Source organism: Richelia sinica FACHB-800 (assembly GCF_014698825.1).
In the GTDB taxonomy this organism is placed as follows: Bacteria; Cyanobacteriota; Cyanobacteriia; order Cyanobacteriales; family Nostocaceae; genus FACHB-800.
This window is the reverse complement of record NZ_JACJTT010000010.1, coordinates 55,736-70,681: the sequence shown is the minus strand read 5'-3', so window position 1 is coordinate 70,681 and position 14,946 is coordinate 55,736. Positions and strand designations below refer to the sequence as shown.

12 protein-coding genes and 1 tRNA gene are annotated in these 14,946 nt (G+C 37.8%); 3 read left to right on the top strand and 10 right to left on the bottom strand.

Translation table 11 applies throughout. From position 1 onward, the window contains the following. Window positions 1-2: 2 nt before the first annotated feature. Together H6G73_RS10130 and H6G73_RS10125 are read right to left on the bottom strand one after the other, a co-directional pair. Complete coding sequence (locus tag H6G73_RS10130; protein WP_190603918.1) at window positions 3-959, bottom strand: glycosyltransferase family 2 protein; 957 nt, start codon at window positions 957-959, stop codon at window positions 3-5. A gap of 52 nt (window positions 960-1,011) precedes the next feature. Further along, window positions 1,012-3,225, bottom strand: a complete 2,214-nt coding sequence (locus H6G73_RS10125; RefSeq protein WP_190603916.1) for a GumC family protein — start codon at window positions 3,223-3,225, stop codon at window positions 1,012-1,014. Window positions 3,226-4,348: 1,123 nt separating this feature from the next. Between H6G73_RS10125 and H6G73_RS10120 the strand changes: the two genes are divergently transcribed. Then, entirely contained in the window at window positions 4,349-5,764 is a 1,416-nt protein-coding gene (locus H6G73_RS10120) for a sugar transferase (RefSeq protein WP_190603914.1), read from the top strand. An 87-nt stretch (window positions 5,765-5,851) separates the two neighbouring features. On the opposite strand, the gene H6G73_RS10115 is transcribed toward H6G73_RS10120, so the two are convergent. From H6G73_RS10115 to lipA, 3 genes are all read right to left on the bottom strand, one after another. Further along, on the bottom strand, window positions 5,852-6,802 hold the full coding sequence (locus H6G73_RS10115) for an NAD(P)H-dependent glycerol-3-phosphate dehydrogenase (protein ID WP_190603912.1): 951 nt from the start codon (window positions 6,800-6,802) through the stop codon (window positions 5,852-5,854). Window positions 6,803-6,874: 72 nt separating this feature from the next. Then, window positions 6,875-7,162: a hypothetical protein gene (locus H6G73_RS10110; protein WP_190603910.1), complete on the bottom strand. Its 288-nt coding sequence runs from the start codon at window positions 7,160-7,162 to the stop codon at window positions 6,875-6,877. A gap of 87 nt (window positions 7,163-7,249) precedes the next feature. After that, complete coding sequence (gene lipA, locus H6G73_RS10105) at window positions 7,250-8,125, bottom strand: lipoyl synthase (RefSeq protein WP_190603908.1); 876 nt, start codon at window positions 8,123-8,125, stop codon at window positions 7,250-7,252. Window positions 8,126-8,263: 138 nt separating this feature from the next. On the opposite strand from lipA, the gene H6G73_RS10100 reads away from it, so the two are divergent. Continuing rightward, window positions 8,264-8,337: transfer RNA gene (locus tag H6G73_RS10100), tRNA-Pro, on the top strand. An 83-nt stretch (window positions 8,338-8,420) separates the two neighbouring features. Here H6G73_RS10100 and H6G73_RS10095 read toward each other — a convergent pair. Both H6G73_RS10095 and H6G73_RS10090 read right to left on the bottom strand, forming a co-directional pair. Next, complete coding sequence (locus tag H6G73_RS10095) at window positions 8,421-9,131, bottom strand: NACHT C-terminal alpha/beta 1 domain-containing protein (protein ID WP_190603905.1); 711 nt, start codon at window positions 9,129-9,131, stop codon at window positions 8,421-8,423. A 395-nt stretch (window positions 9,132-9,526) separates the two neighbouring features. Then, window positions 9,527-11,701, bottom strand: coding sequence for an NACHT domain-containing protein (locus tag H6G73_RS10090; protein ID WP_190603903.1), 2,175 nt, complete (start codon window positions 11,699-11,701; stop codon window positions 9,527-9,529). 386 nt (window positions 11,702-12,087) lie between these two features. Between H6G73_RS10090 and H6G73_RS24775 the strand changes: the two genes are divergently transcribed. Beyond that, window positions 12,088-12,216, top strand: a complete 129-nt coding sequence (locus tag H6G73_RS24775) for a hypothetical protein (RefSeq protein ID WP_256443769.1) — start codon at window positions 12,088-12,090, stop codon at window positions 12,214-12,216. 246 nt (window positions 12,217-12,462) lie between these two features. Here H6G73_RS24775 and H6G73_RS10085 read toward each other — a convergent pair whose 3' ends face one another. The 3 genes from H6G73_RS10085 to argB form a co-directional block, all read right to left on the bottom strand. Beyond that, window positions 12,463-13,290, bottom strand: a complete 828-nt coding sequence (locus H6G73_RS10085; RefSeq protein ID WP_190603901.1) for a DUF3153 domain-containing protein — start codon at window positions 13,288-13,290, stop codon at window positions 12,463-12,465. A gap of 61 nt (window positions 13,291-13,351) precedes the next feature. Next, window positions 13,352-13,873 (bottom strand): tetratricopeptide repeat protein, encoded by a 522-nt coding sequence (locus H6G73_RS10080; protein ID WP_190603899.1) that lies wholly within the window; start codon window positions 13,871-13,873, stop codon window positions 13,352-13,354. A 93-nt stretch (window positions 13,874-13,966) separates the two neighbouring features. Next, window positions 13,967-14,860, bottom strand: coding sequence for an acetylglutamate kinase (argB, locus tag H6G73_RS10075; RefSeq protein WP_190603897.1), 894 nt, complete (start codon window positions 14,858-14,860; stop codon window positions 13,967-13,969). Between the last annotated feature and the right edge of the window lie 86 nt (window positions 14,861-14,946).

The following is a 14,946-nucleotide window of genomic DNA, read 5'->3' as shown; positions in this document are numbered from 1 at the left end:
ATCTAAATAACCTCCACTATCTCCTGGTCTTGTTCATTGTAATAGATTTTATTATCATCCTGTGGGTAAATTTTCAAAGGATAAAAATACATTTCCTTCATTTCATTTGATAATTTTCTGTGTTCGTGATTGCCGACATATGATCCCCAAAACTGCATCAGACGGAACAGGATGATTTCACTTATTTTCCCCATTAGTTTTTTTTGTTGCCAAGCCACATAAAGATCCAAAAGAATGGCACTAATAAAGTATCTCAGAAAATCAATAAAAGTGATGTGTACTTCTGGCATGATTTCTTTTAAAGCAATGGCTTCTCTCTCATATCTTCTCTTGACTATTTGCCAATTTTCATTGTGATAATGATAAACAGATGCTTCAGCTACATAACCAATAGGGAAGCTTTTAGAAACAAGTTGTTTTGCCAAATACATATCTTCTAAGCCAGTCAAGGACTCGTTGAAAAGATGCAATTGCCACATACTTTTTAATACAGCTAAGTTAGCATTATTACAAAAATAGCCTTGCTGTGGAATTCGACTCTCTTGGGGATAAAATTTGGCAAAAAGTAAATGCTCACTAAATTTTGTAGTTTCTCCACCTAATTGTCGTCCATAAGTTAAAACCACATCACCTTTTATTAAGGGAGTCACTAAATTAAGAAGCCAATAATTATTAGTTGGTACACAGTGACCACTAATAAATACTAAATAATCTCCTTGTGCTGCCGCACAGCCAATATTGAGAGAACGCCCAAATGAAAAATCTGACTTTTTAATGTGCAAAACTTTGCATTTGAAGTTATTTGCTATTTCTAAGGTTCTATCTGTAGAGCCTGAGTCAACAATTATTACTTCATAAAACAAATTTTCGAAGACTTGAGCATGAATAGCTGCTAATAGTTGAGCTAGATATTTTTGCTCGTTATAAGTCCTAATAATAATACTGACTGATGAATCCATGATTAAGCCTCACTAACCACAGCAAATTACTCTCGCTCTGGACATCAATTTATTATTTGTTACGACCTTTTCCAGTAACTATATTTACTTTGCCATTATTATCACTTCTACCCTGACCGTAGTATTTACGGTAATAACCATGATAAGAGTGAGAATAGTATCCAGTTCTGCCTTCCGATTTAACACCATTAACTACCATTCCTAATACCCTTCTTCCAGATTGCTCTAAGGTTGATTTAGAGGTAGAAACTACAGGAGATGTTACTGTTCCAGGACGTACGACCAGCATCATTCCATCTGCTAGCTTGCCTAATATGACAGCATCAGCAAATAGTCCAATAGGTGGAGTGTCAATAATAACGAAATCATATTTATCTGAAGCTTCTTCTACCAGAGTAGACATCCGGTTGGAATCTAGTAGTGCAGCTGGGTTGGGAGGAACTGTACCAGCAGTCAGTAGATCCAAGTTGACTTGCACTTCTTGAGTTGCATACTCAAGTTCTAATTGACCAACTAAAATATTACTCAAACCCTGAAGGTTAGGTATCTGCCAAACTTCTTGTTGCCGAGGACGACGCATATCTGCATCGATCAACAAGACTTTTCTTCCCATTTGAGATGCTGCTGCTGCTAAGTTTGCAGATACAAAAGATTTTCCTTCACTGGGTACAGAACTGGTGACTACAATTACCTTGAGTGTTTTATCAGAAAGAGTGAATCCCAAGTTAGTCTGAAGCATTTCAAACGCTGCGGTTTGAGTTGAGTAAGGACTGTTAATAACTGGTAATTCCCGGGTATGGTCTTCTTCTTTTTCTTTGCCTTTACGACTCGCAGATGGGATAGCAGCCAAGAGAGGATATCCCAACAACTGTTTAGCTTCTTCAACAGTCTTCAAGGCTTTATCCATGGATTCAAGGATGAGTGCTGTTCCTATACCGATAATTATTCCTAAAAATCCGCCCAACGCCAAATTCAGAAGAATACGTGGTGAAACAGCTTCGTCTGGTATTAAAGCTTCTGCAATGATTCTTGCATTTCCTACGTTTTGATTCTCTGCAACCTCAACTTCTTGTAATTTCTTTAAAAGTTGCTCATATGTAAGGCGAGCTATTTGTAATTGTCGCTCTAGTTGTAGCTGCTGTTGTTCAAGTCTGGGTAATATATCTAAACGGTTTTGGTATAGGGTAAATGCTTTTTTTAACTCTGTTACTCTATTAACTAGAGCAATGCGTTCTACTTCTGCTTTAACTAAGTCTACAGTTAATGCTTGCTTGAGTTCGCCAATTTGCAAATTCTTTTCCGGCAAAGATGTACTGCCAACAGTTTTAAAGACTTGTTTTTGCAACTGATTTTTGAGAACAGAGACTTTCTGTTCAAGGTTTACAATGGCAGGATGTTGATTAGTCAACCTTGTTTTGGCTACAGCTAATTCGTTTTCTGCTTTTTGATATTCTGCTAATACTTGCTGAACGGCTGGATTTTGGCTTAATGTACTCTGTTGTATAGCTTGCTTAGTTTTCAATTCCATTTGATTTTGCAAAGCTAAAGAGCGAGTGTTGGCATCTACCAAATCAGCTTGGGCTTTAATAATATCATTGGATAAAGTGGAAAGACTATCTACCCCTGCTTTAGCTTCTGCTTCCAGAGCAACTACTCTATTTTGCTCTTTAAATAGCCTTAGGGCCATTTCTGCTTTTAGAACTTTTTTCTCTACTTCAGGGAGTTGTTTGGTTAAAAATTCTCTAGCTGATCTGATTTCTGATCTATTAGTAGTAATATTACTCTCTAAATAGTATTTGATGATAGTGTTAACCGTTGCTGCTGCTTCTTGAGGATTGGTACTTCGATAAGATAACTGCATCACATCTGTACCACGAATGGTTTTTAGTTTTAGAGATTTGAGCAGATCATCCACTGATAAAGGTTGATTATCATCACCCTGTAAATTTAGTTCATTTATAGCTTTTTGAATAATTGGGTATGAACGGATCACCTCTGCTTCTGTATCTATGGGATTACTCAGACTAGTAATTCCGCTTAATTCTCCCACGCTTTCCGAAATACCAGTTAGTTCTGACGCACTACTTTGCTTGCTAAAACGCAATTTTGCTTCTGCTTCGTAAACTGGTGATTGCTTGAAGGTAATGAGGGCTACAAGACCGAATACAGAGCCAGCGACTAATGATATTAATAACCATCTTCTTTTCAGGGTCAATAGGTATTGCTGAATATCAATTGTGTCTCTATCTTCTTGGTTATTAGACATAGTTTATTTGAGAAAAAAGGACTGAAATTTATTTATGGATTTATGTATGGATATTGTTGAACGGAAAATTTAAGCAATGCAGTTTTCAATAAATCTTGTATTAGTAGACACTAAAGTTTATGTATATGTTCCCTATCAATATGATTGATAATCCTCTCTTGGTTTAAAATTCTTACATACTCAACAATGAAGCTAAAGTATAAAATGGTATAATACATTATTATACTTAAATAAAATACGAATTAACTTTTAATGTGAGAGATTATAGCTTTATAAACATTGTGCATCTCTTCAGTTTGGTAAACATGATCTTCGATTGTACAGTTTCAGGGTTGCTAATCAGAAGTGGGTTAACTCGGATGTTAAGCATAATATCTTAACTTGTAAACTATGCAGTGGTTGTGTGTGAGAGCAAGTTAAGGGTTAACTATTCATAGATTCGGTGAACAGCTTATCACGTTCAGCGATCGCTCTTTGCATTTTGTACCAAACTCATAGATTTAATATTCCCCCTAGAAATCTAGCAAAAAGTCTATTCTTGGTTAAATACTTCTCATATCTATTGATTTTGCTCCTCTAAAACCATAAATTGATACTAAATTTTGATAGATTACATTGCTAATTTCAGTATTTATACAGTTTTATTTTTAACGCTAATTAAATATTGCTCCTTGAAAAGCTTATTGTTAATAACTACACTTGTAATTTAGTACAAATGATCCATGAATACTGCCTATAAATATATCTTATCGGGTGGGCGTTTTTTTGACAAATGCTAAACATGCTTGTTTAGAGCAGATTTTGCTGTATATTCTATAGTGTTTAGGTAATATGTACATGCTAAAAAGTAATTAAGTTATCTAAGATAACTTAGTCCATAAAATCAAGATTTATTACCTGAATTACGTAATATTGTCCGCTAGAGTTGGAGTAATCTACATATTCTCATAGAATACAAGTGTGTAAAATGCAGCTACTAAATGCACATAATAAAAATTACATCTTGCTATCTACGTCAAGGAGTATGCCCATTATTGACAGGCAAAGCCAGTAAATGAATAGTTTTAAGTTCCATTTTTTAGCAGATTCTGCCAATTTTTAATTTATCAACAATTTTGTGGCAATGAATTTTACTCTGACTATTGGCAAAACAGGAAACAAGCTGCACGAATTTCAAAATATTCTATCTGTCCTGCTGTTAATAGGGGATATTTTGGGTTTGTTTTTAAGTTTTACTCTGACTTTTTGGATCAGACTAGGATTGGACAGGCATTTTAATGCTGTTAATCCTATTTTTTATCTATTTTTAGCATTGTTCATAGCAGGGCTTTATTTAGCAGATACATATCATCCAGATACTCAAATAGCAGGGTTTCGCGCTCCCTACCGTGTAGTAGTTAGTAATGGCATTGTGGGTAGCATTATTGCTGTTCTGATTTACTTAACTGGTGTTTGGGGTCAAGATCCATTTTTTGGCCGAGGGATTTTATTGCTATGCCTACTCATATTCACCTTCTGGTCTGTGATGTTGAGGGTTTGGGCAGTAAAATGGGTGCGATCGCACGCTCAAGAAACTCGATGGCTAATTTTAGGGGCAACCCAAAAATCTATTCAATTTGTAAAAACATTTCTAGATAAAAACACCTGGGGACGTTTAGTAGTCCTGGTAGAACCACAACAAGACACAGAAAAGTTAATTAAAAATAGTCGTGTTTATGTAGGTAGTTTAAATGAACTGCCTGAATGGAGCCAACAGGCTTGGTCTGGAGTAGTAGTGGCAACATCCACTGATTTATCTCCTCTACAGACACAACAGCTGATGCAACTGCGACTGTCTGGTGTTTCAATTTATACGATACCAGATGTTTGTGAAACATTATGGTACAAGTTGCCCTCATCTTTGCTGCAAGACAGTTGGTTAGCGTTTGGTGCAGGGTTTAACTTGGCATCTGATAGCATCAGTCAAAAATTCAAACGAGCCGTAGATTTATTAATGGCATGGATATTACTAGTCCTCTTGTCTCCACTGATGCTGCTGGTGATGTTGGCTATTAAGTTGGATAGTCCAGGGCCAGTTTTTTACAGTCAACTACGCACAGGATTAGAAGGAAAGCCTTTTAAGGTTTATAAATTTCGCTCCATGTATCAAGATGCGGAAAAAAGAGGAGCGCAGTGGGCTAATGAGCGAGATCCTAGAATTACTAGAGTGGGAAGATTCATCCGTTTGACCAGAATTGATGAATTACCCCAGATTTTAAACGTTTTGCGGGGGGAAATGAGTCTGATTGGTCCTCGTCCAGAGAGACCAGAATTTGATGTCAAACTCAAACAAGAGATTCCTTATTACGACCTACGCTATGTAGTCAAACCGGGAATTACTGGTTGGGCCCAAGTTATGTACCCCTATGGAGCATCTGTAGAGGATGCCTATGAAAAGTTGGCTTACGACCTCTACTACATCAAGAACTATTCACTTGGATTGGATTTAGCAATTATTTTCAAGACTATTCGAGTGGTGTTATTGGGTAAAGGTAGATAGTTAGACCTTTTTCGTAAGCCAAGAAAAAGAATCCTATAGTTTGCTCTCCATACTCATCAATCAGAGTTGGAGAGCATGAACTTTTGGTCAATGGTGATACTCTGGCTTAATATCTCTTAACATTAGCTCATCTAGTCCTTGTTTAGGTGTAACCTCACCCTGTAGTAACCGATAGACTTGCTCAGTAATGGGAATAGATATATTTTGTTGTTGGGCTATTTGCATCAACACCTGGCAGGTATTTACTCCTTCTGCTGTACCAGGTAAGTTGGTCATAATTTGGTCTAAGGTCTTGCCTAAAGCTAATTGATAACCTACTTGATAATTACGGCTTAAAGGACTATTACATGTAGCCAACAAGTCTCCTAAACCAGACAAGCCGTAAAATGTTTCTGTTTTTGCTCCCAAGACTGTGCCAATGCGAACCATTTCCGTTAAGCCGCGAGTGACTAAAGCTGCCTTGGCATTTGTCCCCAATTGTAAACCATCACAAACACCAGCAGCGATCGCGATCACATTTTTCAGTGTCCCCCCTAATTCAACTCCCACAGGGTCTGGGTTTGTATATACACGAAATCTGTGAGAGGAAAAAACCAACTGCACTACGGTTGCGGCATCATGATTAATGCTAGATACCACCGTTGCTGCTGGTAACTGCATTTGAATTTCCTTTGATAAATTGGGACCAGATAAAACCACTACCGGGTGATGAGGAAAAGCATTTTGCCAAATTTGAGAAGGTGTTGTGTTAGTTTGCGGGTCTAAACCTTTAGTCGCTGTGACCAAGATAGTCTGTGGTGCTATGGGACAAGATTGAACCACAGAAACTACGTCCTGCACACCTTTCATGGAAATTGCAGAAACGACAATTTCTGTATCTTCTAATGCTTTTGGTAAAGTTAACTCACTCCGTCGTGACCATAGACGGACTTGATAGCCATTTAATTTAACTAAATCAGCTAAAGCACTACCCCAAGCACCTGCACCCAGAACAGTAACCAACTTTATTTTTTGAATTTGAGATTTGAGTTCAATCATTAGTCAAAAACCAAGAATTTGGTCTTGCCTGAATGTCAAAGGAATATTTGACTAGCAATTAACCACCACAGTTTATTGAGATTTAAATCTTTTTATAGCTAGTTGAATTAATAACATAATTAACAAAACGGCAGCTATTGAACCTCCTATTGGCACAGTATAAAAAAGAAGCGTGGGGCTAAGAGTCATCCAGGTTAAAATCAAACTGATTTCGTAACTGCCTTCACAATGCACTGCAAGTCCAGAGGTATCGCAACCAAGCCAGTCAGCTACTGTAACTCCTATAAAAACAGCAGGAATAGGCCAAATAGCAAAAATAATAGCAGCGAATAATAGATATATATTAATTTTTAGAGACATAAGTCCAAATTTACTCTGAAAAGCCAGCTTGTTGACATATACAACCCCCTGAATAGGGGGGTATAAAACAAGTCAGTCAAATGAGGATCAATGACTGCGGGGATAGCGTGTCATTAATTCTCTCACTTGTTCAGCATGGTATGAGCTTCTGGTCAGAGGTGATGAAACAACTTGTAAAAATCCTAGTTCTTCACCGTATGCTTGCCAAGCTGCAAATTGGTCGGGAGAGATAAATTCCGCTACTTGTAAATGTTTTTGACTTGGTTGAAGGTACTGCCCAATAGTCAAAATATCACAATCTACTGACCGGAGGTCTTGCATTACTTGACGTACTTCTTCATCAGTTTCACCCAAGCCAACCATAATGCCAGATTTAGTATAGGTACTGGGAGATAGTGCACGGGTTATTTTGAGAAGTTCGATTGTCCGTTCATAATTTCCTTGGGGACGGACACGACGATACAAGCGAGGTACTGTCTCTGTATTATGATTAAGCACTTCTGGTGCAGCTTGGAGAATGATTTCCAAAGCTTGCCAATTGCCACACAAATCAGGTATCAACACCTCTATTGTGGTCTGGGGTGAAACTGCACGGACTGCGGTAATACACTGGACAAACTGAGATGCACCACCATCAGATAAATCATCTCTATTGACAGAAGTAATGACGACATGATTAAGTCGCATTCGACGGACAGCTTGTGCCAGTCTTGCTGGTTCAGTAGGATCTAATGGTTTCGGTTTTTTTTCAAAATCTATATCACAGTAAGGACAAGCCCTGGTACAAGCAGGCCCCATAATTAAAAATGTGGCAGTACCAACGTTGAAGCATTCACCTATATTTGGGCAAGATGCTTCTTCACAAACCGTGTTCAGGGCTAAATCCCGCAAAATTTCTTTAACGTTACCGACACGCTCCCATTGAGGTGCTTTTACCCGCAACCAGTCTGGTTTAACAGTCACAATCTATTTTGACCACTGAAGTTATACAAATCTAATCCTAGCAAGCAAAGACCGTGATGATGTCATCTGTTTAGCAAATTATTTTTATTATTTTGCACCAAGTGTGATATAATCAGTATAAACTGCTGTTTTTTGCGGCGGGATGTAGCGCAGCTTGGTAGCGCACTTCGTTCGGGACGAAGGGGCCGCTGGTTCGAATCCAGTCATCCCGATTGTACATGTACATTAACTAATTATTTGTCACTGTTAACAGATTAATGTCATTTTTTTGCCTATTACTAGAGTAGTGTGATAATCACAATTCCTCTAACCAAGTTTGAACGCTTCCTAATAAATTATCCTGTTGAGGCAGAAAAGCACTCAAGGGAGATACTATTAGTGTATCGGTAATCAAGGCGATTTTTAACCAGTGATTCTGTAATTGCTGACAGAAATTAATTAATTCTGGGTGAGGATTAATGTTACAGAAAATGAGGGCGATTTTATCTGTTTTTAGATGTTCTCTCAGGGGTTGGAGTTCGTTTTCTAAGTCGAATATATCTTCTATGCTGTTGGCTTTTTGTTTGGGAAATATTTCGCCATAAATTTTGATTAATATACCTTTGGCTATGGCTTTTTCTGCCGTTTTTCCTTCCAGGTTGGCAGCGTTGAGAGGGATGGGATAGGTGGTGGAGGTTGGTTGCAGTTGCTTTAATTGGGTATAAATATCGGTGTATTGTTGTTCGAGTTTGTTAAGGGTGGTGTCGGTGGAGGGTTGATAATCTGCCATTTTGGGATGATAGGTTGGGGTGGCGTGCCATGCTTGGTAAAATTGGGGATAGGTGAGGTGTTTGGTACATTGCCAGAGGATTTTGAAACAACAAGTAAATCGTTCAAATTCATTTTCATAAATTTCATTAGATAGACAATATCTTAGATTATTGATAACCATTGGTATGTGAGATTTATCTAAAGCTTGTTTTAATCTATAAGATGCAATACTTAAATCTGCATCTTTATCAAACATAATAAATTTCAACAATGCTGAAATGGCTATTTCATTACCAGGATTAGTTTGTGCTAGTATATTAGCTGCTGACCAACAAGCAGATATATCTTCACCACATAATAAAACTTCTTCTAATAGATAAATTTCATGTTGAATCAGATATTTATCATCTCCATTTCGGCGTTCTATAACACCCTCTTGAGTAAAAACGGTAAATACTGGATCAACATTTATTGTGGTAGACCCAACTATTTCATCATCAAAATTTAGTCTTTCAATACTCTGATTATCAGAAGATTCTATACATGGAATGGAAATCTCTAATACCTGTTTATTTCGGACTTTTGTCTTTCCTAAATTCTCAGAAACTCTCCGACGGATATCTTTATCATGGCTGGAATCAAGGAGAGAGACTAAAGCTTTTCTTGTATCTCTCCTAAACTCCCAGGAATTATCATACTTCTAGGTTCATTCTGAGCAGATAAAATGAGGTTTATTAAAGCATTAATAGCGTGTTCCTTCCCTACTGCTATCTTTTCTAAAGTCATAGCAACTATCATATGAGTATCTTCATTATGAGTAGAATTAAGAATAGAAATTAAAGTATTAATAGCCTGTTCATTCCCTACTGCTATATTTCCTAAAGTCGAAATAGCTTGCCTATGGGCATCTTCATACTGATTAGAATTAAGAAAGGAGATTAATGCCGGAATAACTTTCTGTGTATCAGTTGATGATAACTTTACTTCTGCATATCTTGGAAGAGGATCAGGAAAAGTTATCCATTCTTGCTTTTTAATATCAAAATAGCCAAATGCCCATTTGATAATTTGATCTACAATCGCATCAGCAAGGGAACAATTTTTAAACTCAGCAAGGGCTACACCTGCTTTAAAATAAGTCTGATACCGATAAAAATCATTTACACCATCTGCAAAATTTACTAACGATTGAATAAATTCTTCCTTATTATCATCAATATTCCCTCTTCCCATCCACAATAAACATATCTCATTCCATTCATTATCAAAAATGCGATATTTCTTACCTTCAACAGGTTTATCAACATGATTTTTAGGTAAAAAATAATCCCAATCATCAATCACACAGGCTGCAAAATATTCTGCAAAACTCAGGTGAAAGAAAGCATAAACCTTTTCATCAGTTTTTTGGTCACGATAAATCTCATTTAACCAACCTAACCTTTCTGCTAACTCAAACTCCTCTAAACTCATCACATCTTTAATCACAGACTCCTTGAGACTGATTTGTTCATCAATCATCCTCAAAGCCAAATTTCCCAAAGCCTGATTTAACTGTTGTCTTTGCACTGCTGTAGTGCCAAATTCCCCTTTTTTCCATTCATAAGTTTCATTCACAAAACGCTGATACAAATTTGCTTTGGTTTCCGGTAATTCCCCTTGCAAAAAATACCAACTCTGACACAACATTGCCAACCGCAAAGGGTTTTTGACTAAATCAAAAATGCGGCTGTGTTGGGGTGCGGTTAACTTTTGCTGTAACTGTTCCCCTAACTCCCGTTTTTCCGCCTTTTCATACCACTGCTGAATAAAATCTCTCACCTGGACATCACTAAAAGCCAGAGTGCGATAATATTCAAAATTAGCAATGGGGTTAGGTTGCCAAACATTGAGACGACAGGTGAGAATTACCCTTGTCCAAGTTACCCATCCTTCTAATTGGCTATTGAGTTGGGATAAAGGTGAGTTGGCGGTGGTTTTCATCTCATCCACCCCATCCAACAGCAACCACACTCGCTGATCCTTAAACTGTTGCTGGAAATCTGCCACTAAAGCGGGTGTAACGGTAATTTGGGAGGGAATAAATTCTAAAGCCTCTTCTAGCCAAGTATGCAGTAAATAGTCTTTTAGGGTTCTATTTTCTAAGCGACTGAGACTAATACAAATAGGGCTGGGATAATCAGAATTATCGGCTAAATATTCGGCAATTTTGCTTAACCAAGTGGTTTTTCCTGCCCCTGGTTCTCCAATAATGGCTAAATTTTTGGTTTGCTGTCCAATGACTTCATTAATAAATTCCTCATATTCGTATTGTTTTTCTGGTTCTGGTTTATATTGTCGCATTCCGTTGGTAGGATGAGGAAAGGGTGTTTCTTCCTTACGTCGTGCGGGTTTGGGTTGAATTAAGCCTAATTCTACAAAGATTTCTATTTCGTGTTTTAATTCAGTAATTTGTCGCCTTAATAGTTGTTGATGTTGCTGTTTTTGTAGCATTTTCTGGCATATTTCGCGCCAGTTGATTTGCATAGAGTTGGGTTTGCTTTCTCCCCTGACTTGTTTTAAATCTTCAGAATCAACAATATCCTCAATTTTCAATCCTAGATTGTTAGCGATCGCTACAACTGTCGTTAAATCTTTTGGTGTACCCTTCAGACATTCTCGCAACGTTTTATCGCTAATACCCACTTTAGTAGCAATATCCAGTTGGGATAACTTTTTTCCATCTTCATCTTTTTGTTGTGCGATTTTCTGTTCCAGTAAAATACGTCCATTTGCACTGATGGCAATTGATCTTGGTTTGGACTGAGAAGAATTAGAATTAGCCATATTTATTTTCAATAATAGGCATTTTATAGGAATTTTTAGTTGAGTTCATTACATCTGGAAACCTCACCCCCAACCCCCTCTCCGTTCACGGAGAAGGGGCTACTATTTTTTTCTTATCTCCCCTCACTGGGTGAAAAGAGGCTACTTTTTCTATCTTCTCTTGTTCCCCTCCTCGCTTGCGGGAAGGGGTTAGGGGTGGGGTCAAAATCTACTACACCAAACTAATGACTAAATTAATTTCATCATCATAACTTTGTTGCAAAAGTCAGTCTAGATTTAAAACCGGAAAGATCCGGAAACTTATTAACTTTCTGTTTGTTGCCGTACAAGCTAATTAGGAATTTCGTATTGTTTGAATAGCAACCAAATTTTAAAAAATTTTAATCATGGATATACCTACTATTCTTTTAACAGCTTTAATCACTTGGGCAATTGAGAAATCTGCGGATGAGTTTCTATTTTGGGTGAAGAAAAATCTCAAAGAAAAATCTTCCGATAACAACGAGGATAACTAGCTATAAAGCTTTTCTAACTCACCATTAGATGTGATTGGATTGTGCTAAGACTTTACCAATTAACATAGAGACCATAAAAGCTATAGCCCAAATCACAATCTCAGCCTTTGATTTCTCCAATTAATATCCATTTGAGGAACGTTCGCGTAGCTTGTCGTAGGTATAAACCAAGAACCAAATGCCTTGTCTATGTTGGGTTTCACTCCGATTAACCCAACCTACGCATTATCATTGCAGCGCCCTAATTTAATTCTTCTCAACTACTGGTGCTGGTAATACCGTATATCGCAAATACAAACCAGCCCAAATCAACAGAATTATCACTAAGGTGCCAATCCCTAAAAAATTAGGCAACCAAAATACGATTTCGACATGGTTTAACTGACCTGGTTGTAATTTCCAAACTAGTTGGTTTCCATGTTTTTCTGGTTGATTTATATTTTCTACTGGCTGGATATTTTTTGCTCCAAAAGGAGTATTTAAGCTTAAATCTAAATTCACTAGAGAACTAGTTCCCTCTATGACATTACCGTTGCTAGCAATTACAGCTAGAGAACTTAAATCTAAATCATAAATCAGCCGATTTCTCACAAATAGCAAAAAGTTGTTTTGTTCAACAATTAAATTAGAATCGATTTTTGCTAACTCTCCATTATTATCTAAATCTTTGGCTTTTTTGTCGTTACGGGGATTAAAAAAGCTGTTAAATTTTTCCTGTAATTCCTTGCCGTTAGTAAAGGGAATTTTAACAACAACTTCTTGGGGAGAAATGCGTTTAGCTGAACCTTGTAATTTTTTCGCCCGGCGTTCAAGGCTATTCAGCCATTCATAAACATAATCACCACTCAAACTGGTGAGTTTTTCAGAAATTTGAATATGCTGGACTAATTCGCCACTGTTGGCATGATTAAAATTGATGCCTAAATCATATTGCACACAACCAGATAATAATAAAGATAAGGATATAATTATGAATAAAATTGGTTTATGCTTAATTTTCTGGTTGCGGATAAATAAGGATGTAAATGGTTTGAACAACCAAGTAAGGATTTGTGGTAGTTTAGATATTTTCATAAACGTTGTTCTCCAGAAAATGATAATGAATATGACCTTGGAGTGAGGCTGTGATGACTATTTACACGCTTAACCAGATGAGATAAGAAATAGTTAACAAGACCCCAATTAGAGCAACCCAAATAAATCGATTATCTTTAGTATTAACTTGGCTAAGGTCAATATATTCTGGTTCTATGGTTTTGGGTTTTGAGGTCGATTTTTTGGGTTTGACAGTGACACGAATTTTGTCTTGATTATCAGACAGTGCGCCTAAATCGGGAATTTCTGTCATCCACTCCTTTGGCCGTTTGAGTTTGGGCGCTTGTAAAATGTAAACAAGGCGCTTGGCTTGGAGACGGGTTTCGTGGTGAGGATGACGGCGGAGTTGCTGACAAAGGGCGATCGCATCCTGTGACCTTCCCGCTGCTTCATAAGCATTGACTAGCCAAATATCCACTTCACCAGCTAACCTTGTATTCCTGGCTAAGAGGGCGCTAGCTTTCTCTAAATTATCTACCGCTTCCCGATATTGTCCATTTTCAAAGGCAGCTTTTCCGTTTTGGTATTTAGATTTGGCGAGTTCTAAACTGTCTGTAGTCATTGGTAATTGGTCGTTGGTATTTGCTGGGTATTGGGTCTTGGTGATTTTTTGGCTTGATTGTTCACCCTTCACCTGATGCCCTCTACCCAATTATTATTTAAACTGAGAACCGAGAATCATCGTCCCAATGCCCACATCTGTAAAAATCTCTAGTAGTAGGGCATGGGGAATACGTCCATCAATAATGTGGGCTGCCTTTACCCCTTGGGCAAGCGATCGCACGCAGCAATTCACTTTAGGTATCATCCCCCCACTAACAACCCCTTGATTAATCAAATCGCGGGCTTCAGGAATATCGATTTTGGGAATTAGGGTAGAAGGATCTTTGTAATCTTTTAAAATTCCTCTGGTATCGGTGAGTAATATTAATTTTTCAGCCCCTAATGCAGCCGCAATTTCTCCAGCTACTGTATCAGCGTTAATGTTGTATGCCTGTCCTGTTTCATCAGCGGCCACACTAGAAACCACAGGAATATAACCATTGCTAGAGAGGGTTTCTAAAATTTTGATATTGACATTACTCACTTCCCCCACAAAACCAATGGCTTTATCACCTTGGGAACGGGCTGTAATCAAGTGACCATCTTTACCGCATAAACCCACAGCCGTACCACCAGCTTGGTTAATCAGCGCCACAATTTCTTTATTGACACGCCCAACTAACACCATTTCCACCACATCCATGGTTGGTGCATCAGTCACACGCAAACCATTTTTAAACTGAGCTTCAATCCCCAGTTTATCTAACCAACTATTAATTTCCGGGCCACCACCATGCACTAAAATTGGTCGCAACCCAACACAGGATAAAAAGACAATATCGCGAATAACTTTATCTTTGAGGGTGCTATCTTTCATCGCCGCACCACCATACTTCACAACTACAGTACGACCCGCAAATTGTTGAATGTAGGGTAGTGCTTCGCTGAGGACTTGCACACGGGTGGCCGCATCTTGCCTAATATACTCGGTATCGTTAACTATCATAAGGATTCTTGTGAGACTGGGAACCTATGCAAGTCAGTGTAGAAGACTTTGCAGTTAGTCACAATCTTTCGGGAGAAGTTCAGGAG

What these genes read in the sequence shown, in the direction of transcription:
- H6G73_RS10120 (WP_190603914.1), top strand. Translation starts at nt 4,349, where the DNA reads ATGAATTTTACTCTGACTATTGGCAAAACAGGAAACAAGCTGCACGAA.
- H6G73_RS10080 (WP_190603899.1), bottom strand. Translation starts at nt 13,873, where the DNA reads ATGACTACAGACAGTTTAGAACTCGCCAAATCTAAATACCAAAACGGA.
- H6G73_RS10095 (WP_190603905.1), bottom strand. Translation starts at nt 9,131, where the DNA reads ATGTTTGATAAAGATGCAGATTTAAGTATTGCATCTTATAGATTAAAA.
- H6G73_RS10085 (WP_190603901.1), bottom strand. Translation starts at nt 13,290, where the DNA reads ATGAAAATATCTAAACTACCACAAATCCTTACTTGGTTGTTCAAACCA.
- argB (WP_190603897.1), bottom strand. Translation starts at nt 14,860, where the DNA reads ATGATAGTTAACGATACCGAGTATATTAGGCAAGATGCGGCCACCCGT.
- H6G73_RS10125 (WP_190603916.1), bottom strand. Translation starts at nt 3,225, where the DNA reads ATGTCTAATAACCAAGAAGATAGAGACACAATTGATATTCAGCAATAC.
- H6G73_RS10115 (WP_190603912.1), bottom strand. Translation starts at nt 6,802, where the DNA reads ATGATTGAACTCAAATCTCAAATTCAAAAAATAAAGTTGGTTACTGTT.
- H6G73_RS10090 (WP_190603903.1), bottom strand. Translation starts at nt 11,701, where the DNA reads ATGGCTAATTCTAATTCTTCTCAGTCCAAACCAAGATCAATTGCCATC.
- H6G73_RS10110 (WP_190603910.1), bottom strand. Translation starts at nt 7,162, where the DNA reads ATGTCTCTAAAAATTAATATATATCTATTATTCGCTGCTATTATTTTT.
- H6G73_RS24775 (WP_256443769.1), top strand. Translation starts at nt 12,088, where the DNA reads ATGGATATACCTACTATTCTTTTAACAGCTTTAATCACTTGGGCAATT.
- H6G73_RS10130 (WP_190603918.1), bottom strand. Translation starts at nt 959, where the DNA reads ATGGATTCATCAGTCAGTATTATTATTAGGACTTATAACGAGCAAAAA.